At 50.8% G+C, this 18,597-nt stretch carries 14 protein-coding genes; 10 read left to right on the top strand and 4 right to left on the bottom strand.

Annotated elements, in window-relative coordinates:
- Window positions 1-546 (top strand): copper amine oxidase N-terminal domain-containing protein (locus BM299_RS15275; protein ID WP_131820660.1); only part of this gene is annotated, 546 nt, incomplete at its 5' end.
- Between the two features lie 147 nt (window positions 547-693).
- Here the strand turns inward: BM299_RS15275 and BM299_RS15280 are convergent.
- Window positions 694-2,175 (bottom strand): S-layer homology domain-containing protein, encoded by a 1,482-nt coding sequence (locus BM299_RS15280; RefSeq protein ID WP_092486307.1) that lies wholly within the window; start codon window positions 2,173-2,175, stop codon window positions 694-696.
- A 198-nt stretch (window positions 2,176-2,373) separates the two neighbouring features.
- On the opposite strand from BM299_RS15280, the gene BM299_RS15285 reads away from it, so the two are divergent.
- Complete coding sequence (locus BM299_RS15285; protein ID WP_245779811.1) at window positions 2,374-4,086, top strand: stalk domain-containing protein; 1,713 nt, start codon at window positions 2,374-2,376, stop codon at window positions 4,084-4,086.
- 245 nt (window positions 4,087-4,331) lie between these two features.
- Window positions 4,332-5,210, top strand: a complete 879-nt coding sequence (gene hepT / locus BM299_RS15290) for a type VII toxin-antitoxin system HepT family RNase toxin (protein ID WP_245779812.1) — start codon at window positions 4,332-4,334, stop codon at window positions 5,208-5,210.
- A 332-nt stretch (window positions 5,211-5,542) separates the two neighbouring features.
- On the opposite strand, the gene BM299_RS15295 is transcribed toward hepT, so the two are convergent.
- On the bottom strand, window positions 5,543-6,397 hold the full coding sequence (locus tag BM299_RS15295; RefSeq protein ID WP_092486313.1) for a stalk domain-containing protein: 855 nt from the start codon (window positions 6,395-6,397) through the stop codon (window positions 5,543-5,545).
- Between the two features lie 512 nt (window positions 6,398-6,909).
- Here BM299_RS15295 and BM299_RS15300 point away from each other — a divergent pair.
- The 7 genes from BM299_RS15300 (at window position 6,910) to BM299_RS15335 (ending at window position 15,074) form a co-directional block, all read left to right on the top strand.
- Window positions 6,910-7,371: a MarR family winged helix-turn-helix transcriptional regulator gene (locus tag BM299_RS15300; protein ID WP_245779813.1), complete on the top strand. Its 462-nt coding sequence runs from the start codon at window positions 6,910-6,912 to the stop codon at window positions 7,369-7,371.
- 95 nt (window positions 7,372-7,466) lie between these two features.
- Window positions 7,467-8,564, top strand: a complete 1,098-nt coding sequence (locus BM299_RS15305) for an efflux RND transporter periplasmic adaptor subunit (protein WP_092486316.1) — start codon at window positions 7,467-7,469, stop codon at window positions 8,562-8,564.
- 13 nt (window positions 8,565-8,577) lie between these two features.
- On the top strand, window positions 8,578-11,682 hold the full coding sequence (locus BM299_RS15310) for an efflux RND transporter permease subunit (protein ID WP_092486319.1): 3,105 nt from the start codon (window positions 8,578-8,580) through the stop codon (window positions 11,680-11,682).
- A gap of 256 nt (window positions 11,683-11,938) precedes the next feature.
- Entirely contained in the window at window positions 11,939-12,595 is a 657-nt protein-coding gene (locus BM299_RS15320; protein WP_092486325.1) for an HlyD family secretion protein, read from the top strand.
- Window positions 12,585-14,135 carry a DHA2 family efflux MFS transporter permease subunit gene (locus BM299_RS15325; RefSeq protein WP_092486328.1) on the top strand — a complete coding sequence of 517 codons (1,551 nt, stop codon included), beginning with the start codon at window positions 12,585-12,587 and terminating at the stop codon, window positions 14,133-14,135. The genes BM299_RS15320 and BM299_RS15325 overlap by 11 nt, the downstream gene beginning before the upstream one ends.
- 199 nt (window positions 14,136-14,334) lie before the next feature.
- Window positions 14,335-14,604, top strand: a complete 270-nt coding sequence (locus BM299_RS15330) for a UPF0175 family protein (RefSeq protein ID WP_092486331.1) — start codon at window positions 14,335-14,337, stop codon at window positions 14,602-14,604.
- Window positions 14,601-15,074 (top strand): PIN domain-containing protein, encoded by a 474-nt coding sequence (locus BM299_RS15335; RefSeq protein ID WP_092486334.1) that lies wholly within the window; start codon window positions 14,601-14,603, stop codon window positions 15,072-15,074. Before BM299_RS15330 ends, BM299_RS15335 begins: the two co-directional genes overlap by 4 nt.
- Window positions 15,075-15,216: 142 nt before the next feature.
- Here BM299_RS15335 and BM299_RS15340 read toward each other — a convergent pair whose 3' ends face one another.
- Entirely contained in the window at window positions 15,217-16,701 is a 1,485-nt protein-coding gene (locus BM299_RS15340; RefSeq protein WP_092486338.1) for a hypothetical protein, read from the bottom strand.
- A 67-nt stretch (window positions 16,702-16,768) separates the two neighbouring features.
- The gene (locus BM299_RS15345) at window positions 16,769-18,265 is read right to left on the bottom strand and encodes a hypothetical protein (RefSeq protein ID WP_092486341.1); all 1,497 of its coding nucleotides are present in this window, start codon (window positions 18,263-18,265) and stop codon (window positions 16,769-16,771) included.
- Window positions 18,266-18,597 lie beyond the last annotated feature (332 nt).

Raw genomic sequence — 18,597 nt, forward strand, 5'->3', positions numbered from 1 at the left:
AACGAAGTAAACGATGACGTAGCGGTTAAGGCTGAATTAGGCACAGCTAATGCTAATGGTTATATAGAAATTGAAACTTATGAAGCCTTCGACATAGAAACCTCTACAAGTGATGATGATTACTACAAAGTATTCCCGAAACAAGACGAAGCAGCAGTAGTAGTCAACGCTAAAGTTGGCACCCCTGCTCCTGAAGAAAAAGCTCTGTCCACCAGCATTACCCTGGGTGACAACGGCAGCTACATTTCTGACGGCCGGATCATGGTCCAGCTGCGTGACGCTGCCAAAGCCCTGGGCGTAGCTGAGCAGAACATCTTCTGGGACAACGCCACCAAGACTGCCACCTTTATCAAAGGTGACCGCGTGGCACAACTCACCGTGGGTGATCCTCAGGTCAAACTGAACGGCGTGGCTCTGCCCACTGACAAGGGCGCAGAGCTGAAGGACGGTCGGACCTATGTATCCCTGTCCGCAGCTGGTGTTGCTCTCGGCGCTACCGCCAGCTGGGATAACGCCACCAAGACTGCTACCTTAACTGTTAAGTAATCAATCAGTTTCAACAAATATCAAAAACTTTATAAAATTTAGAAAAGCGCATTGTTTAAAAATGTTTGCAAATATTGCACTAACAAATAGCCCGGGGCTGTCCTGCGCCCCGGGCTTTCCTATTTGCTCGTATACATCCTTGCCACCTTACAACACCTTCTTCATGCTCAGCAAATTATAAACCATCCGGGCGGCTTCCGCCCTGGTTATTGTTTTGTCCGGTTCAAGGTATCCTTTGCGGTTTACCGGCAGCAAGCCGTTTTGTATACAGGTAAGTATATGCGGGCTGTTCCAGCTGTGAACGCTTGCATAGTCACTGGGAAACCAGGCCTTCAGCACCCGGCTTGCCTGTTCCGGTGTTGCCAGCGGAAATCCGCCCGCCCTGGCCATGATGGCGCAGGCTTGTTCCCTGGTAATGTGGCTGTTGGGGTGGAAATACAAACGCCCGTTGTTCTCGGGAGTATTGGGGATCCACCCGGCCCTGGCAGCTGCTTCTATATACTGCGCTTCCAACAAGTCAATGCCGGCTAAATCGCTGTAGGTATGCATGTGCGGCAACAGCGGCTCTACGGGCAGCCGAAAACCCTTTACCAGCAGGCCCGTGAATTCTTTTTTGGTTATGGGCAACTCAGTTGTGCCGGATTTGTCGGCCAGGCCGAAAAACTCCTGCGGAACGGGCGACCCGTCCGGGTATGTCGCCAACGGGTTCATTATTCCCCTGGCCCAGAGCTGGGTGACATAGGGCATGGCCCATTCAAGGTCTATCTTGCCTTCTTCTTTCAGGTAAAAATCCTTAAAATCCTTTATCGCGCGCGCCACTATGTAGTGCCCGAAGCCCGCCTTGTAAAAGGGCACGGTAATGCTGCCCTCGTTCAGGTTGTAGCTGTTCAGCCTTTGCAGCATGTTGGGCCGCAGGGACGCGGGTTCAAAATTGGGCAGGGCGTATAGAACGGTGATTAAATCGCTGTTCGAGTTGGCGGCCTTGCTATCATACTTTAAAGTCAGTTCGCCCTGATTTGCAAGGCTGTAAGAAAGGGAAGCGGCCTTGATGGTGTATACCGGGCTAAGCGGAATGTAATAGGGTGAAAGATTGGCGTTCATGTCTGTGGCTCCGATGCGGATGCTCTGGTCCCACGCGGCTTTGCCGTTGTCCGTAACGGCTGTGTCCTTGGGCAGTTTTAACACGACTGACTTGTTGAAAGCGCTTAATGTCGGGCTAAATACTTCAAAGTAACGAAAGGACCCGGAAACCGGCTCATCTATAACAGTAATCTTAATTTCATCTTTTTCTGTCGTTTTATCATCTTCTTTTTTCCCGGATTTATATTTCTCCGCTTCAGCGCTGATGGTATTTTCGCCGGGCTTGAGCAGGTAATCCCGCAATATCCATAGTTCTGAATCGCCTCCTCCTATCCGGATGGCCTCCTCGCCGTTGATTTCCACGTTTTTGGCATCGGATACCCGCACTTGAATGTCAACCTTGTTAGTGGTGGTGTATGCTCTTTGTGTGTACAACGCCTGTTCGTCGTTGGCCGGTTTCCAGTAAATATTCAGCGCGTGGGCGGGGGCAGCGCTGATAAAACAAAATGAACTTGCCATGCACAGAATAGTAATTGCTTTCTTGAACATTTTTAAACTCCCCTTAGTGCGGTAAACTATTTTTTAAAATAAAATACAGCGGCAAAGTCACTATAATTGAATAATTTGGCTGTTTTTTGCACCTTTCCTGCAAAAGACCGGCAATGGAAAAATAATTTTCACAAGGAACAAAATGAGCTCCTACATGGTCAATATTATTGCATGACCAATGTGGAATGGAGTGATAGCGTGCAGCGTAAATTTATTTTAAGCATATTGCCGGTATTGTTTTTTTTGGTGACAGCTGCCCCGGCTGTTGCCGGGCCCCGTGCTGATACGGTATCCCTAAAGCTGGGAGATGCACAGGCGCAGGTTGACGGGGTGCCCTATGAACTGGGCGTGCCTCCCCGCGCAATTGAAGGCGCGACCGTGTTGCCGCTGCGTTTTATTGCCGAAATTTTCGGGGCGCAAGTAACCTGGGATGCTGAAACGAAAGAGATTACGGTTAAGCAAGATGACAAGCTGATACGCCTGCAGCCGGGCAGCGGTGAGGCTGTAGTAAACGGCGAGGCACAGGCCGTTGCCGGAAAGCCGGTCATTGAAAACGGCACTGCTCTGGTGCCCCTGCGCTTTCTGGTGGAAAGCCTGAATTACGAAGTGACGTATATGCCCCAAACCAAGGAAATACATATCAAGCAATTGCCTCCGCCCAACAAACCGCCGGTGGCGAGTTTTACATTTAAGAACAATACTGTAGCCCAGGGGGAAACGGTAATTTACGAGGACAAAAGCCATGACCCGGACGGCGACCAAATAGCGGAAAGAAAGTGGACGGGCCGGGAGCGGGCGTTTTTTGCCCCGGGGGAATATAAGGTAACTTTAACGGTAAAGGACAGCCGGGGCGCGTGGAGCGAGCCGTGCACGAAAATAATCAAGGTCACGGAAAAAGTCCTTATGGACAGGCTTGCTTATAACCTGCATTATCCTGTGCCCGGCGAACCCCTGGGCAATATTAATATTTCGGTGCTTGACCTGGCGCAAATAGACCCCGCAGTCAGTATGAGCAGGGAAAAAGTGCTGGTCAGCGACAGCCCGGAAATAGTTCGGCAAGACGGTGTATTGTACAGTGACACGTTGAGCGGGGAAAACCGGCTGTATTTTCACCACATAAACGGCTCCGGCGAAACCAAAAAAATTTACCTGCTGGCTGTAAACCAGGGCTTGGAACCGGTGCATTTAACGGTAAAAAAATGGGGCGTGGCCGGGCCTGCCGACCCCATGTCCGTTGGCCGGTCCGCTGCCTACCGTTACCTGGACTTCGACCCGCGTAACGCCCGTTTCCTGGAACTGCAGCCCGGTGAAAAAATAATATTGAATGAAAAAATGAATAATGTCATGAAGCCTGGCCAGGCTCTGCACGGGATGTTTGACATTGATGCCGGTGGGGACCTGCTTTTCGCGGTGGTGGCGGTTGGGAAACAGGATCCGTTAACCGCTTACGAACAACTACCCATTCTCCCCAGGGACGATAATCATATCCGGGGCACGTTCCCCCTGGCCAACCGCTCCGTGTCGGTACAGCTGGATGGCCGGGAGCCTGCCAGGCTGATTGTGGCCGACGGCAAAGATGACGAGTTTTTGTACGGCAAAGATGCGAACACCAGCAATATGGGGCGTTACAGCCTGCGCAGCCACAACAGCGGCAATTACGGGGTGGTATACCGGGTTAAGGTTAGCGCCAGGCACCGGGTGGGTGTAATATTCTCCCCGCGGGGCGGGGTTTTTGCCGGGGCCGGCGAGTGGGACGGGGAGGCCTTTTACCTGCCCAACAGGGGGGTTCTAAAACCCCAAACCGAGTTTGCAATGATCGGCGTGGTGGAGCCGGGACGGGAAAAGGTGCTGGAGTTTATCCCGCCGGCCGGGTCTTACCTGCCTGTTAATCTAATATTTATACCATTTTAATGGCGCTAAACCAGATTAAAATTTGACATATAGAAATACCAAGAAAAAATTCCGGCTTTCGCTATAAGCGGAACTGAATAGCGTGTTTGGACGACCCTGACTTGGACTGAGAAAACTCACTCTGTTTTTTAAAATTGCCCGCTTACTGGATTTTACATTAATACGTTTCATTGACTGTTCGTTTTTGTAATGATATGCTTTAATCAAATTTAACTTCGCAATTGCGAACTGGGATGTGTTATCTGGTGAGCGGGATTACCCCGGCTAAAGCCGTCCTCGGGGAGAAAGATTCCCTGGTATCAATTTTCAAAAGGCACGGCGTGGAGCTGGCATTTTTCTTCGGTTCCGCAGCTGAACAGGACCCGATTATTGAACCCCGTGACGTTGATATTGCCGTATATTTCTCATCTTATAACTTTCGGCGGTACCTTAGCCTGCTGCACGCGATTAGCCGAACTCTACGGCGGAAAGACATAGATCTAACGGTCCTGAATATGGCCGGCCCTGCGTTAAGAATGGAAGTTCTTGTAAAAGGAGATCTTATTTATTGCACTAATGCTGAAAAATTTGCTCATTTTAGTTCAACTACTTTCTTTGACTATGAGGATTATCTTTACTTCAAGGTGCAGTATTTGGACTGTTTAAGGAAGAGAACTCGGGAGGGCCTGTCTGTGGTGGAAAGGAACCTTAACCGCGAACGTATAGAAACCTATCTGTCCAGGATGGATGAATCAATACAGCGTTTGCTGGAATTGCGCGCCAGGTTCTCTTCTTACGATAATTTTATGGAAAACCTTGATACCAGAGAGTTGTGTGTTCACCACCTACGCATTGCTTTGGAATGTGTATTGGACGTTTGCAGGCATTTTCTGGCCGTAAAGGGTGTTTCATTAAGCGAGATAGATACTGCAGGTTTGATCGAATTGGCAGGACAAAAGGGCCTCTTTGACTATAAGTTTGCCCGCAGGATAAAAGGGATGGCCGGTATGCGCAACGCAATCGTGCATGTATACTGGCGGCTTGATTATATGGCGATTTATCGAGCTATTACAAAAGACTTGAGCGACTTTAATGAGTTTATATGCCAGGTAAACAGTTACCTGGAGGAAAGAGGAAAACGGTAGTTAGGTGCCGTGGTGCCCGGTACTCTCTATAATTTATGGTTTCTCGGCAGAAGGCTCTTTGACAATCAGTATGGGGTTGCAGCGGGTCAATGGGCTGCTGCGTAAAACTGATTCCCGAAAGATACGAATATCAGGTGGTAGCGTAACTAAAACAAGGAGAGGCTACTTTATCGCTTTTTGAAAAAGTAGCCTCTCCCCGTTTTCACCCGTTTTCTCTAAACAAAAAAGCTCCCGGCCCATGAAAATGATGCCGGGAATTTAAATGTGTATATTACGTGGTTATTGCATGAACGTTCATTCATAAATTATAGTTTAAATATACCCCGGTATTTCTATTGCTTTTTGAAAAATTCCTCTAATTTCTGCACATAGGTCGGGTTGCCGTCAATTTTAAACTTGCCGGTAAAGTAGGCTACGGTGCCGTTAACTTTGCCTGCGGCAATATCCAGCCACAGCTGCTCCCCAACGGTGATGGTGACGGTGGGGCTGGAAGCGGTACCCTTGCCCGTTGTGCACTGGCCGTCCTTGATGGTGATGTAATACTTACCCGGGTGGCCGTCGGTAATTACAAACTGGTAGGTAAGGGACGTGCCCTTGGCCTTTTCGGGCAGGAACCGGGCTTCCATGCCTGCCAGGTATTTTTCAAAGGGAGTCAGGGCGGCACCGGTGTCGCTGTCGGAGTCGGATTGTGGCGGTTCAGCAGGTTGCGGTTTGGGTTCCGGCTTCGGTTGCGGGGCCGGTGTTGCGGGCTTGGCGGCCGGCGCTGAACCATCGGACGCTATGTTCACGGTGGAAGTGCTGCCGTCCCATGCTACTTTCGCGCCCAGTGCTTCGCTGACGAAGCGCAGAGGCACCATGGTGCTCCCGTTGTAAATTTGGGCTGGCACGTCCATGTCGGCAAGTTTGCCATTTTTGTATGCCTGGCCGCCGATAACCAGCTTGATATTTGTATTTCCCTTGCTGGCATTGACCGTTTTTGTGGCTCCGTCCCATTTAACGCTGGCTCCCAGCGCTTCAAATATGGCCCGCATGGGGACCAGCGTGCGTCCGTTGTCGATCACGGGCGGCGTGTCGCACTGCAGGGTTTTGCCGTCCAAAATCACCGAGGGTGTTCCCGCCTGGGCCGGAACGGCAAGTAAAAGGGCCATTAGCAGAGCAAATACAACCACCAATAATTTTTTTTGCAAACTTATTACCTCCTTAATCTAATTTTGGGGGTTTGAATGAATTATGACATTCTAATTTCCACAAAACCCCATATTCATTTCTGTGGCAAACAACCTCCTTTCATTTGTTGGTAATCCGTCTCTTTGCCAGGTAATTATCCTGTAATTACCTGAGACAAGATTGGTTATTTAATAATATAAAGATAATTGTTTAAAAAATCAATAAATTATATCAATTATTTTTATTTTTGCGTTCTATATCTTGGTGACTGGCCTCCCGGCAGTGCGTGAGAGGTAAAGTCACCTTTTATTTTTGGATAGGCGCCGGTAAAAGGGGGACAGGCACCGATTCACAAAACGAATCGGCGCCAGTCCCCTTTTACGGTCTGTTCCTTTTTTGCTTTTTTTTTTGCACAAAAAAATTTTACGCCGAATTGACAACCCCTTACAGAAGGAATAAACTTAACCCAGTAAATAATTCATCCTGCAAACAATTGTCACTATAACACCGTGCTGCAAAGGGGGAAACATGGTTGAAGCAGGAGGTTCTAACCAGATATTGTGACCGGCTGGACGAAATGCTGCAGCATTTTTTACGCCGCATTCACCTGGAACTGGCCGACGTCCTGGATAAAGGGGTGACGGGCAACCAGTTCGTGGTGATGAAAATGATCTGCGACCGCGGGCGGGCTACGGTATCCGAGGTGGCCGGGGACCTGTGCGTGTCCCTGAGTGCCGTGACGGCCCTGGTGGACCGGTTGTGCCGGGCGGGGATGGTGGTGCGCCGCCGGTCGGAGGAAGACCGCCGGGTGGTATGGTTGGAGTTGACGGACGAGGGCCGCAACATGGTCAATGTCTGCCAGGAGGGAAGGCGGCGGGTCATCCAGCGCTACCTGGGCCGTCTGGACGAAGCAGATTTGTTACATATGATTAAGAATTACGAAAAAATATTATCCTTTATGCGGGAGGAGGGGGAAGAGCACGGCACCAAATAATCCGTTTTTCGCATTTTACCACATAAAACAGAGGGGAGGAGTTTGTCATTAAACCCAAGTCATTATACTATTTATTAATTAGTTTACTGATTATTATGCTGGTCCTGGCCGGCTGCGGCAAGAAAGAGACCGGCACAGGGGAAGGAGAAATCAGCGTCCCCGTGCGCGTCGCCAAAGTTGAAAAGGGGACGCTGGCCGATACCGCCGTGGTTTCCGGTAAACTGGAAGCCCTGGCGGCGTCCGACGTGGTGCCCGGCGGCCAGGGGGGCAAGGTTTATACCGTCAACGTGGAACTGGGCGACCGGGTGAGCAAAGGGCAGACCCTGGTGACGCTGGAACATGACGCCCTGGCGGCGGCTGTGCAGCAGGCCCAACAGGGCGTGGTCCAGGCCGAAGCAGCCCTGCAGCTGGCCAAAATAACTTACGAGCAGGCCAAGGCCAACTATGAAAGAGGCAAGCAGCTTTATGAATCGGGCGCCATCCCCCTGGCCGGCGAAACAGGCTTTGAAACCGCTTTTGAAATACCCTATAAACAAGCCAAGATAGATTTCGAGCAGGTCAAGCCCGCAGCGCTGGAAAATGCCCGGGCGGCCCTGACCATGGCCCGGGAAAATTATAACCACGCCTTCATCAAATCTCCCATCAGCGGTGTGGTGACGGCCATCAACGTGGACCCAGGCGAACTGGCCAGCCCGGCGTCCTCAGTGCCCGTGGTATCGGTAGTCAATCTCGATAAGGTGGTGGTCAACGCCACGGCCACCGAGGGGCAGATCAACAAAATCAAGCAGGGGCAGAAGGTGCCGGTGCTGGTCAGCGCGGTTTCCGCCAAGCCCTTTACCGGGGCGATCACCAACATTGCCCTGGCCGCCGATCCGGCAAGCAAGGCTTACCCCATCAAGGTGCAGATAGACAACCCCGAACATATATTGAAACCCGGTATGTTTGCCGAAGTGCATCTTACCAGTGAGAAAAAGGAAACCTTGATTGTGCCCCGGGAAGCAGTCATCAAGATGGGGGGCAGGGATACCGTTTGGGTTGTTAAAGAAAATCAAGCGACCAGCCGCGTGGTTACCACCGGCATCAGCGACGGAGAAAAAATTGAAATCAAAAAGGGTGTGGAAGCGGGGCAGCAGGTGGTCATATCCGGACAGGACACATTGAAAGAAAACGCCCCAGTGGAAATAAAACAATAGGGGACTGGCACTTATGAAAATAACTGATTTTTCCATTAAGCGCCCCCTGACCATCGCGGTGCTGGTTACCGTCGTCCTGATTCTCGGCGGCGTGTCCCTGAGCCGCCTGAACATCGACCTGTACCCGGAAATGAACCTGCCGGTGGCGGTGGTTATGACCGAATATCCCGGCGCGGGGCCGCAGGAAGTGGAGAACATGATCACCCGCCCCCTGGAATCCATCCTGGGGACGGTGAGTGACCTGGACTCCATACAATCCGTTAGCTCCACGGGGTCATCAACGGTTATCGTTATGTTCAACTGGGGCACGGACATGAATTTCGCCGCCCTGCAGATGCGGGAGAAGGTGGATATCATTAAATCCTTCTTCCCGGATGACGCCGGCAACCCCACCGTGTTTAAAATGGACCCCAACATGCTGCCCATTATGCAGATGTCGGTATCCGGCGGCGACCCGGTGCAGGTAAAGCAAGTTGCCGATGATGTCATCCAGCCCCGGCTGGAAAGGGTACCCGGCGTGGCCGCCGTGCGGGTGGAGGGCGGAGCGGAGCGGGAAATCAAGGTGCTGGCGGACCCCGCCCGTTTGCAGGGATACGGGTTCAGCTTGAATCAGATAGTGCAGGTATTGCAGGCGGAAAACATGAACATTTCCGGCGGGCATGTGGAGGAAGGCAAGAAAGACCTGCTGGTCCGGGCTACCGGCGAGTTTCGGGATCTGAATGACATCCGCAACCTGGTGCTTACCTCACCCACGGGAACCAGGGTGCACCTGGGCGACCTGGCAGAGGTGCTGGACGGCGCCAAGGAATCCACCAGCATCAGCCGGGTGAACGGCAAGCCCGGCCTGACTATATTGATCCACAAACAAAGCGTGGCCAATACCGTTCAGGTGGCCCGGGAAGTTAAAAAAGCTCTGCAGGATATTGAAAAAGATATCCCGGCGGACTTTGAAATCGGCATATTGCTGGACCAGTCCGAGTTTATTGAGCAGTCCATCCAGAGCGTGGTGCACAAGATATTCTTCGGCGGCCTTTTGGCCATGCTGGTGATGCTGGTGTTTCTGCGCAACCTGCGCAGTACGTTGATAATTTCTACGGCCATTCCCATTTCCATTGTATTTACCTTCGTGCTCCTGTATTTCAACGACATGACTTTGAACCTGTTCAGCCTGGGCGGTCTGGCGCTGGGTGTGGGCCTGATCGTGGACGACGCCATTGTGGTGCTGGAAAATATTTACCGTCACCGCCAGCAGGGTTATTCCCGGATGGACGCGGCCCGTGTGGCCACCGATGAGGTGGGCAATGCGGTTATTGCTTCCACTCTAACCACCATAGCCGTATTCCTGCCCATTGTTTTTGTGGAAGGACTGGCCTCGCAGCTGTTCAAGCCCATGGCCCTGACGGTGTCGTTTTCCGTGGCGGCATCCCTGGCCGTGGCCCTGACCCTGGTGCCCCTTTTGGCGTCCAGGTTTCTAAAGCTGACCGAGACCGGGGAAGGCACATTTTCCGGCCGGGTATTCGGCGCCTCCGAGAGGTGGTTCGACCGGCTGCACCGGCGTTATGAAAAAATATTGGCCTGGTCCCTGGGGCACCGCAAACGGGTGATTATTGCCGTAGCGCTGCTATTTGTCGGCAGCCTGGCTCTGACTCCGCTGGTGGGCGCGGAATTCATGCCTGTTATGGACGAGGGTTACGTAAAGGTGCAGGTGGATATGCCCAACGGCACCGGCCTGGAAGAGACCGATCGCTGCATTGCGGTCATTGAGAAACTGGGCGAGCAAATCCCTGAAGTAAAAAATATCTATGCCAGCATTGGCTTTACCGGAAGCGAGAGTATGGGCGGCGAAGTCAGCAGCGACCGGGGCCAGATATTTTTTGAGCTGGTGGACAAAGAACAGCGTAGCCGGAGCACGGAAGACGTGGCGGAAGAGATGCGCGATCTGGTGCGGGGCATCCCCGGCGCTGACATTAAAGTGTCCGCCACCGGTCCGGCCTCCGAGGGGCAGGGCATGGGCTCGCCGGTACAGGTGGATATAAAGGGGGACGACCTGGATACCCTCACCCGCCTGGCGGACGAAGTGACGGAGATAATTGAAAAGGTGCCCGGAACCAGGCAGGTTACCAATAACCTGGCGGACGGCCTGCCGGAATTGCGGGTGCGGGTGGACCGGGAACGGGCCGCGCTTTACGGCCTGAGCGGCGCCGAGATTTCCTCCACGCTGCGCACCGCCATCCAGGGCACGGTGGCCACCCAGTACCGGACGGGTGAGGATGAAATTGACGTACGGGTGCAGCTGGCCAACGCTGAATCGGCCCGCATGGCGGATTTGCAAAACCTGACGGTGATGACCGGTACGGGAGTCGTAGTGCCGCTGCATGTGGTTACCGACATTATTGAGCGGGAGGCGCCCAGTTCCATCAACCGGCAGGACCAGACGCGGATGGTATCCGTGACCGCCAACCTCAGCGGCCGGGACCTGGGCAGCGTGATGAAGGACATCCGGGCCCGGTTGGATCAACTGCCGCTGCCGCCGGGTTACTTCATCGAGTACGGCGGGCAGAACGAGGAAATGATGAAGGCTTTCGGCAACCTGGGCCTGGCGCTGATTCTGGCCATCGTACTGGTGTACCTGGTGATGGTGGCGCAGTTCGAGTCGCTGCTGTACCCGTTTATAATTATGTTCTCCGTGCCCGTGACCATTATCGGCGTGGTGCTGAGCCTGCTGATGTCGGGCCGGCCCTTCAGCGTCCCCGCATTCATCGGCATTATCCTGCTGGCCGGCATTGTGGTGAAAAACGCCATCGTGCTGGTAGACTACGTCAACGTGCTGCGTCGCCGGGGCGTGGAGCGCAACGAGGCCATTTTAAAGGCGGGTCCCACCCGTTTGCGGCCCATTTTGATGACGGCCCTGACGGCTGTTCTGGCCATGCTGCCCATGGCTCTGGGCATCGGCGAAGGGTCCGAGGGCCAGGCGCCCATGGCCACGGTGGTGGTGGGCGGCCTGCTGTTCTCCACCCTGATCACCTTGGTCCTGGTGCCGGTAGTCTACACCATACTGGACGACCTGGGCGGCAAATTCCGCCGCAAAAAACCACCGGTGCCGGGTGTTGAAAGTTAAAACTGTTGAAAGTTGCGGGGGAAAAAGGGGACAGGCTACTTTTTTGCTTTTTAAAAAAGTTGCCTGTACCCTTTTTCCCGAAGGAAGCTACCTGGAGGAAAAGGGGACTGGCTCCTTAAAAGGGGACAGGCACCTTTTTCAAAAAACGAAGAAGGAGCCAGTCCCCTTTTACGGCGCCTGTCCCACTTTCCCGGCGGGAAAAAACTCCTGCGCCGGGTGTTGAAATGTTTTAGAAAGGGGGAAGAAATAAAGCCCAATGAAAAACAAAAAAGCCATTATAACTGTGCTGGCGTTGATGATACTTACCCTGGCCGGCGTAACCGGGTACTACTGGTACGCCAGCGTCCATTATGTAAGCACCGAGGACGCCAAGGTGGACGGCGATATCTACAAGGCCGGCCCGCAAATTGCCGGGGAAATACTTGAGGTAAAGGTTGAGGAAGGCGATACCGTGCGGGCCGGCGAAATTATTGCCAGGCTTGACGATACCTCTTTGCCGTCGGGGGCCAGTACCGACCTGACCCTGGTGAAATCCCCCGTCAGCGGCCTGGTGATCAAAAAACTGGCCCACGCCGGGGAAATCGGCGCGCCGGGCCAGCCCGTGGCCATGGTGGTCCAGCCGGACGCGTTGTATATTACAGCCAATATTGAAGAAACCGACTTGCAAAAGGTGCGGGTCGGCCAAACGGTGGACGTTACCCTGGACAACATCCCGGGGGAAAAATTTGCGGGGCGGGTGGACTTTATCGGTGAGGCTACCCTTTCCACCTTTTCACTGTTGGCCCAGGCCAACTCCGGGGGCAACTTCACCAAGGTGGTGCAGCGCGTTCCGGTGCGCATTCAGCTTGCAGACGTTGACCCGTCACAGCTGGTGTACGGCACCAATGCCGTGGTGAGGATTCATGTCAAATAATAATAATAATATCCCCTGGGCCTCGCTGTTTATCCTAATCGCCGGCGGCTTTATGGCCATCCTGGACAGCAGCATCGTCAACGTGGCCCTGCCCAAGCTGATGTCCATCTTCGGCGTGGGGGCCGAAAGCATCCAGTGGGTGATGACCGCCTACCTGTTGGTGTCCGGGGTGGTAATCCCGGTGACGGGCTACCTGGGCGACCGGTTTGGCTACAAGCGGCTGTATATTTACACCATGGTGGCATTTACCATAGGATCGGCTCTGTGCGCCCTGGCCTGGAGCAACAATTCCCTGGTGGCCTTCCGGGTTATCCAGGCCATGGGCGGCGGCATGATGATTCCCGTCAGCATGGCCATAATCTTTCGCATTGTGCCTCCGGACAAACTGGGTATGGCCCTGGGCGTGTGGGGCATCACAGCCATGCTGGCCCCGGCTGTCGGTCCCACCGCCGGCGGCTACCTGGTTGACAATTTCTCCTGGCATACTATCTTTACTATAAACATACCCATCGGTATAGTGGTCGTTATTCTGGCCGGTTTGATCCTCAAGGAAACGCACTTGCAAACTGAACTGAAATTCGACGTACCCGGGTTTGTTTTAAGCGGTCTTGGTTGCTTTGCCCTGCTGCTGGCCCTGAGCGAAGGGCAGGACAAGGGCTGGACCTCGCAGTACATCGTCACCTTGTTTGTGTCTTCTTTCTTTTTGCTGCTGCTTTTCGTGCTGTGGGAACTGCAAACGCCACAGCCCATGCTGGACATCCGGCTGCTGCGCAACCCGGTGTTTGCGGCAAGCCTGGCCACCACGGCCATTTTGACTATCGGCCTGTTTGCGGCCATATTTCTCATACCCATATACGCTCAGAACCTCATGGGGCTTACCCCCATGCAGACCGGTTTGCTGCTTATGCCCATGGCGCTGATGAGCGGCCTCATGATGCCCATCAGCGGCAAGTTGTACGATAAAATAGGCGCTTTCCCTCTGTGCGCGGTCGGGATGGTTATATTAATTATCACTACCTACAAGCTGCACGTCATCAGTCTGAACACAGACTACCATTGGCTGCAGCGCATGCTGGTGATACGCGCCGCCGGCATGGGCCTGATGATGATGCCCATCACCACCGCGGGCATGAACACCATGCCCCCGTTTTTGTCCGGCCGGGCCTCGGCATTCAACAACCTGGTGCGGCAAATCTCGGCCTCCCTGGGTATCGCATTTCTAACCTGGGTAATGCTGCGCAGGCAGGTCTATCACGCCCAAATAATGGCCGACCACGCCAGTCTCACCAACCCGGTGGCCCCGGAAACAATCCATCGCGTCGGCATGCAGCTGGCCTCCGCCGGTATCCCGGCCGGCCAGGACGGAGCGACGGCGCTGCTTGCGCTGACCGTGCAACAACACTCCATGGCCCTGGGCATCGGTGATACGTTTATAGTCAGCACAGTAATAATTCTTTTTGCGGTGCCACTGATCTTTATGTTGAGCAAAAAGCGGGTGGAAGCCCAGCGGGAAATTGAGATGAAACGGTATGCACCCTGAAAAAAGGGGACTGGCTACTTTTCATGGTAATTATTGCCATAAAAAGTAGCCTGTCCCCTTTTTTTATCTGGGAGACATACAAGATGGCTTTCTTTCCACGATACCGGGGGCGCAAATGCTTAATTGTATTGGTTGTTATTCAACTTACAACTTGTGGTATAATATTATTATAAACAAGGAATAATTTGAGGTGTCATTAATGGAAAATGTAAAAATAGAGTTTAATATACCAAAGGATGTTCTGGTTGCTGCCAGCATATCCGAAAAAAATGCCCCCCACGAAATCAAAAAACTGTTAGCGGTATATTTGTTTAAAGAAAGGATATTGTCTTTTGGAAAGGCGTGTGAATTAAGTGGTCTGGCCAAAACTGAATTTCTTGTACTGATCGGTTGTATGAAAATACCTTTAAACTATGATATAGAGGATTTTGAAGAGGACTTAACGATTGTAAGAGATACAACAGTATGATTATTGTTTCAAATTCAACGCCCCTTATAAGTCTTTCTAAAATTGGCAAGATAGGCTTACTGCAAAACATCTTCGGAAAAGTCTTCATTCCGGATGCGGTATATAATGAAGTTGCAGTTCAAGGTCAGGGGAGAGTCGGTTGGAATTTACCCAGTTATATTAAAGCTAAACATGTGACAAATACAATGGCTTCGCACTTCTTACAGGCTCAGCTTGATTATGGAGAGTCGGAGGCTATTGTTCTGGCAAAGGAAATGAATGCCGATCTGCTTATCTTGGATGAGAAAAAAGCTCGTAGAATAGCAAAACTGAATGGGATAACTGTTATTGGCACTATCGGGGTGCTGCAAAAAGCAAAAGACGAGGGTATTATAAAAAGTATGAGAGAATGCATGGATGAAATGATTCAAAGCGGCATATGGCTTGATGAAAAGCTGTATCGGTTTGTTTTGGAGCAGAATAATGAATAAATTATTTATTTGATGAGATGTAAAAAATTATCAATGATTGAGATACCTTAGCAAGGCAAGGAAAAAAGGGGGACAAATTACCTGCCCCCCTTTTCCACTCACTTAAATTAACAGGTGCTTGGCACCAGGTTTTTACACTTTTTTAGGCTAATGATTCCAAAAAATAACTGGGACAGTCCCATGCTGCACCTTTTTGCCAGGATTGTTCGATATCATGCAAATTTTTGACAATAAAATCTATCAGATTCATTATCCTTGGAGCATGGTTATCCACACTGAAGAGCTGGAAAACCAGGGCTAATAAATCCGGGTTATCTTCTTGGTCTAAAATGTTCCAAGCTTCCTCAGTTAGTATAATATGGTTTTGGGAAGCTCTAAAATTCAATAAATGTTTCAAATTGTAGGCATCGTAGGATATGCCGGATTGTTTTAGTTGTTCGTGTAGGGAACGAATGTCTTCTTTGCGAAAGACAATCTTTATAGGGGAAACTTTGTTTTCGTTTTCGTTGTTACTTTCCTGTTCTTGTTCAGCCTTGTTGGATTCATTTGACACCAGTAGATAATTTTCCCTCTTCATGCTGCATATCGCCTCTTTTTCCTTTTCATACTTGGAGAGTATAGATAAAAGAGATTCTACCCGCGTGCCGGTAATGCCGGCTATTTTTTGGCAAGCTTTTTCCTTTTCAATATAAAAATCAGTAAGGTAATAAACGTTGAAATATTCTGGTGGCATAAACCCAATAGACATAGTGGCACAGGGATCTTTCCCTCTAGGCGAAAAAGCTCCCAGCCAGTGAGCGATATGTAGAATTTTTTCGGGTTGCCAGCGCGGACCTTCGGGGTCTGCGCAAGCTAATTCCACCAATAGTTCGAAGTCGTGTGTACCGTCCAGAATGTGCAGGCATTCTGCCATAGCACCTATTGTTCCTGGCTTATATTCTTTTAAAACTTTTTTAAGAAATTTGCGTAATAATGGTAGATTGGTCTTTTTCAAGAATCGATAAAGGGGGGCCGGACCCTCAACTAATTTATCGGCCACATTCTCGGCCAATTTTAAGCCACTGTATTTTTGTTCGAGTATTTGCCATAATTTTTCGGTCCTTAATAAAACCGGTTTTTTAAGCGGTTTACCCCGGTAGTGTTCTAACCATGTCATTATGGGCTCTAATTTTCGTGCAGTTAGATCTCCAAAGGCATAGGCTCTACCAGGGAAGATATTTTCTGCCAGGATGATTATCGCCAGTACCAGATCGTGATAGGGGTAAGACTGAGTTTTTTCGTAAAAGACCCTAACTTTATTTTCCTTTTGCAAAAGAATATGGAGGTTGGTATTATTCATTAGGTTATTTTTACGATATACAGAAATATCCCGGTAAATGATGAATTGTTCAGCGCGTGTGCCTGATTGAGCATCCCCCACTATTGCAAGGAACTTTCCTTTTTGATCGTGGCTTTCCGGATTGCGACTGAGATATAACCGGTCATAGGTAAACTTTTTTTCAACGCCGAATCTTAAAACAGGTAAAGGAAATTCCTTAATCAAATTAAAAACTTTGTCGTAAAATTGATGCCACTCCTCCGCTTCAATTAGGTGTGGCAAAATGTCAAGCCCGAGGGTAATACCCATTTGAGGTTACCTCCCTTTCAAGCACCGGGTCCTCAGTCCCTCTTTTTTCCTTTTTCATAAACTTGTGCTAGGTGTCCGGTAACGCAAGCGTCAGCCACTCCAGCGCCCCGCTGGTGCTGCGCCAGGCTTCCCGTCCATCATGAGCGTAAATAACTGCTTCATTTTCGTCACCAAAGCCGTAGTAATCCGGCAGCCGCAGCGGGACCGGTTTTTGACCAAGCAGGTATGGCGGCACGTATTTATTTCGCCGCAGCGCTTCCTTGAGATATTCATCTGCTCCGCCGCCGGCTCCTTCGGTACGGAAGGCCAGCAGCGCTTTGCTATAAGCGAGGAAACAGGCGGCGTCACCTTCGTACTCTGAAAGAAGTTTGCGGCACTCTTCGTTTCGGTTTTCCGCCAATAGCCATGAAGCCAGGAAATAACGTACCCCCTGGTTGTCATTTGGATTGAGCCGCAGCATTTCTTGAGAAATTTCAATTGCCTCCCGCCTTTGGCCCGCCTTCCACCGGCAATCGGCCAGGCCCATCAAGGCACTCATATAGGGCCTGGTTTCAATCAACCCCCAGAAATGACCGCTGTTTTGCTTGAAATACAGATCTCCCAGGGCGTATTTCCCTGCCCGGGCCGCTTTTTCATACAGGCTCAATTTCTCTTGCGGGTCCCTGCTTTCACAGGCAAGCAAATTATAGGCATCTGCGCAATAGGGGGATATTTTCAAGGCTTGCATGGCAATATCAATGCGCTTTTGCCTGCCGGTCGTCTCCCAGGCTTCATAAACCATGTCCTGGGCCTGGTTCAATTTTTGTTTCGAAAATTTGTGTGCGGTGACGGGAGTATCCAAAATATTTTCGGCTGTTTTGGCCGGCATTGTTGCCGCTTTTTCTTCAGTGGAGCCAAGCAGTGCCGGTCCTTTTTCTTCTCCCGGCGCCGGGCCGAAACAACGGATAAATGCTTCACGGTCCGGTATCTCCCTGGGGTGTCCGGGCGGGAGATTATTTTCCCACTTTGCGACCTTGCTTTCATCCCCGAAGGAAAAATCCAACAGGTGATGGTAAATTTTATGTTTGTAGTTGGAAGATATGTTTTCTAATCTACGATCTATTATTCTAGCGAGGACAAAGTATAAATAATCCTCCATATCTCTGATGACGCGCACGCCGGAGGCAAACCCGCTGGGAGGATTAACGGGTTGTGTCCCCAGTTTTCTGAGTCCTTCAAACAAGCCGGGGGAAGAAATTGTTTTGGGTACAAAAACGCTGTCCGGTAAGCCCCAAAAATGCTTTTCGTCGCTTTCTTTGCTCCAGGCCAAGTACAAAAAGTCGGCCAGAGGCAACAGCGACCTCGAGGTGGCAAGGTGAAACACTAAATTGCCGCTGAAATGATCCCGCATGATGTAATACACCAGGTGCTCCCTGGAGGATTTTCGGCAAGTGTTGATATTAACGTTCATAGCTTTTTCCTGGTACTTGATCGTACCGTCTTTGCGTACATAAAAATGTTTGGATACGGAAACCAGCAACTGGTGGAGCTGGTTGGCATATGCCGAGCGGAATTGCCTGGACATTTGATAACCCCCGTCGTTATAAGATAGCTAAAATTTATTTCGTTTCTTTATGATTCCATTTCGTTTAATTTAACAATTTTCCTTTTATTATTTACATCAGCAGCCCAAATGAATAAACTCTGCCATAATTTCAGTAGAAAAAAGGGGACAGGCTACTTTTCATGGTAATACTTGCCATAAAAAGCAGCCTGTCCCCTTTTCCTGCAAGTTTTATATTTGTCATACTTAAGGTATAATGGTTTGAAAACTCCGGATGCCGTATTTGTCGCAACTTCCTTGGTTGCTGAAGCGGAGTTATTTATTTCAAACAATGATCAACTTACAAAGGTGCA

The sequence above is a fragment of the Desulfoscipio geothermicus DSM 3669 genome (assembly GCF_900115975.1).
In the GTDB taxonomy this organism is placed as follows: Bacteria; Bacillota; Desulfotomaculia; order Desulfotomaculales; family Desulfallaceae; genus Desulfoscipio; species Desulfoscipio geothermicus.

Bases quoted from the DNA above. Each gene is read 5' to 3' on its own strand.
- BM299_RS15330 (WP_092486331.1), top strand. From the start codon at position 14,335: ATGGAAAATGTAAAAATAGAGTTTAATATACCAAAGGATGTTCTGGTT.
- BM299_RS15325 (WP_092486328.1), top strand. From the start codon at position 12,585: ATGTCAAATAATAATAATAATATCCCCTGGGCCTCGCTGTTTATCCTA.
- BM299_RS15340 (WP_092486338.1), bottom strand. From the start codon at position 16,701: ATGGGTATTACCCTCGGGCTTGACATTTTGCCACACCTAATTGAAGCG.
- BM299_RS15345 (WP_092486341.1), bottom strand. From the start codon at position 18,265: ATGTCCAGGCAATTCCGCTCGGCATATGCCAACCAGCTCCACCAGTTG.
- BM299_RS15335 (WP_092486334.1), top strand. From the start codon at position 14,601: ATGATTATTGTTTCAAATTCAACGCCCCTTATAAGTCTTTCTAAAATT.
- BM299_RS15320 (WP_092486325.1), top strand. From the start codon at position 11,939: ATGAAAAACAAAAAAGCCATTATAACTGTGCTGGCGTTGATGATACTT.
- BM299_RS15305 (WP_092486316.1), top strand. From the start codon at position 7,467: ATGCTGGTCCTGGCCGGCTGCGGCAAGAAAGAGACCGGCACAGGGGAA.
- BM299_RS15310 (WP_092486319.1), top strand. From the start codon at position 8,578: ATGAAAATAACTGATTTTTCCATTAAGCGCCCCCTGACCATCGCGGTG.
- BM299_RS15280 (WP_092486307.1), bottom strand. From the start codon at position 2,175: ATGTTCAAGAAAGCAATTACTATTCTGTGCATGGCAAGTTCATTTTGT.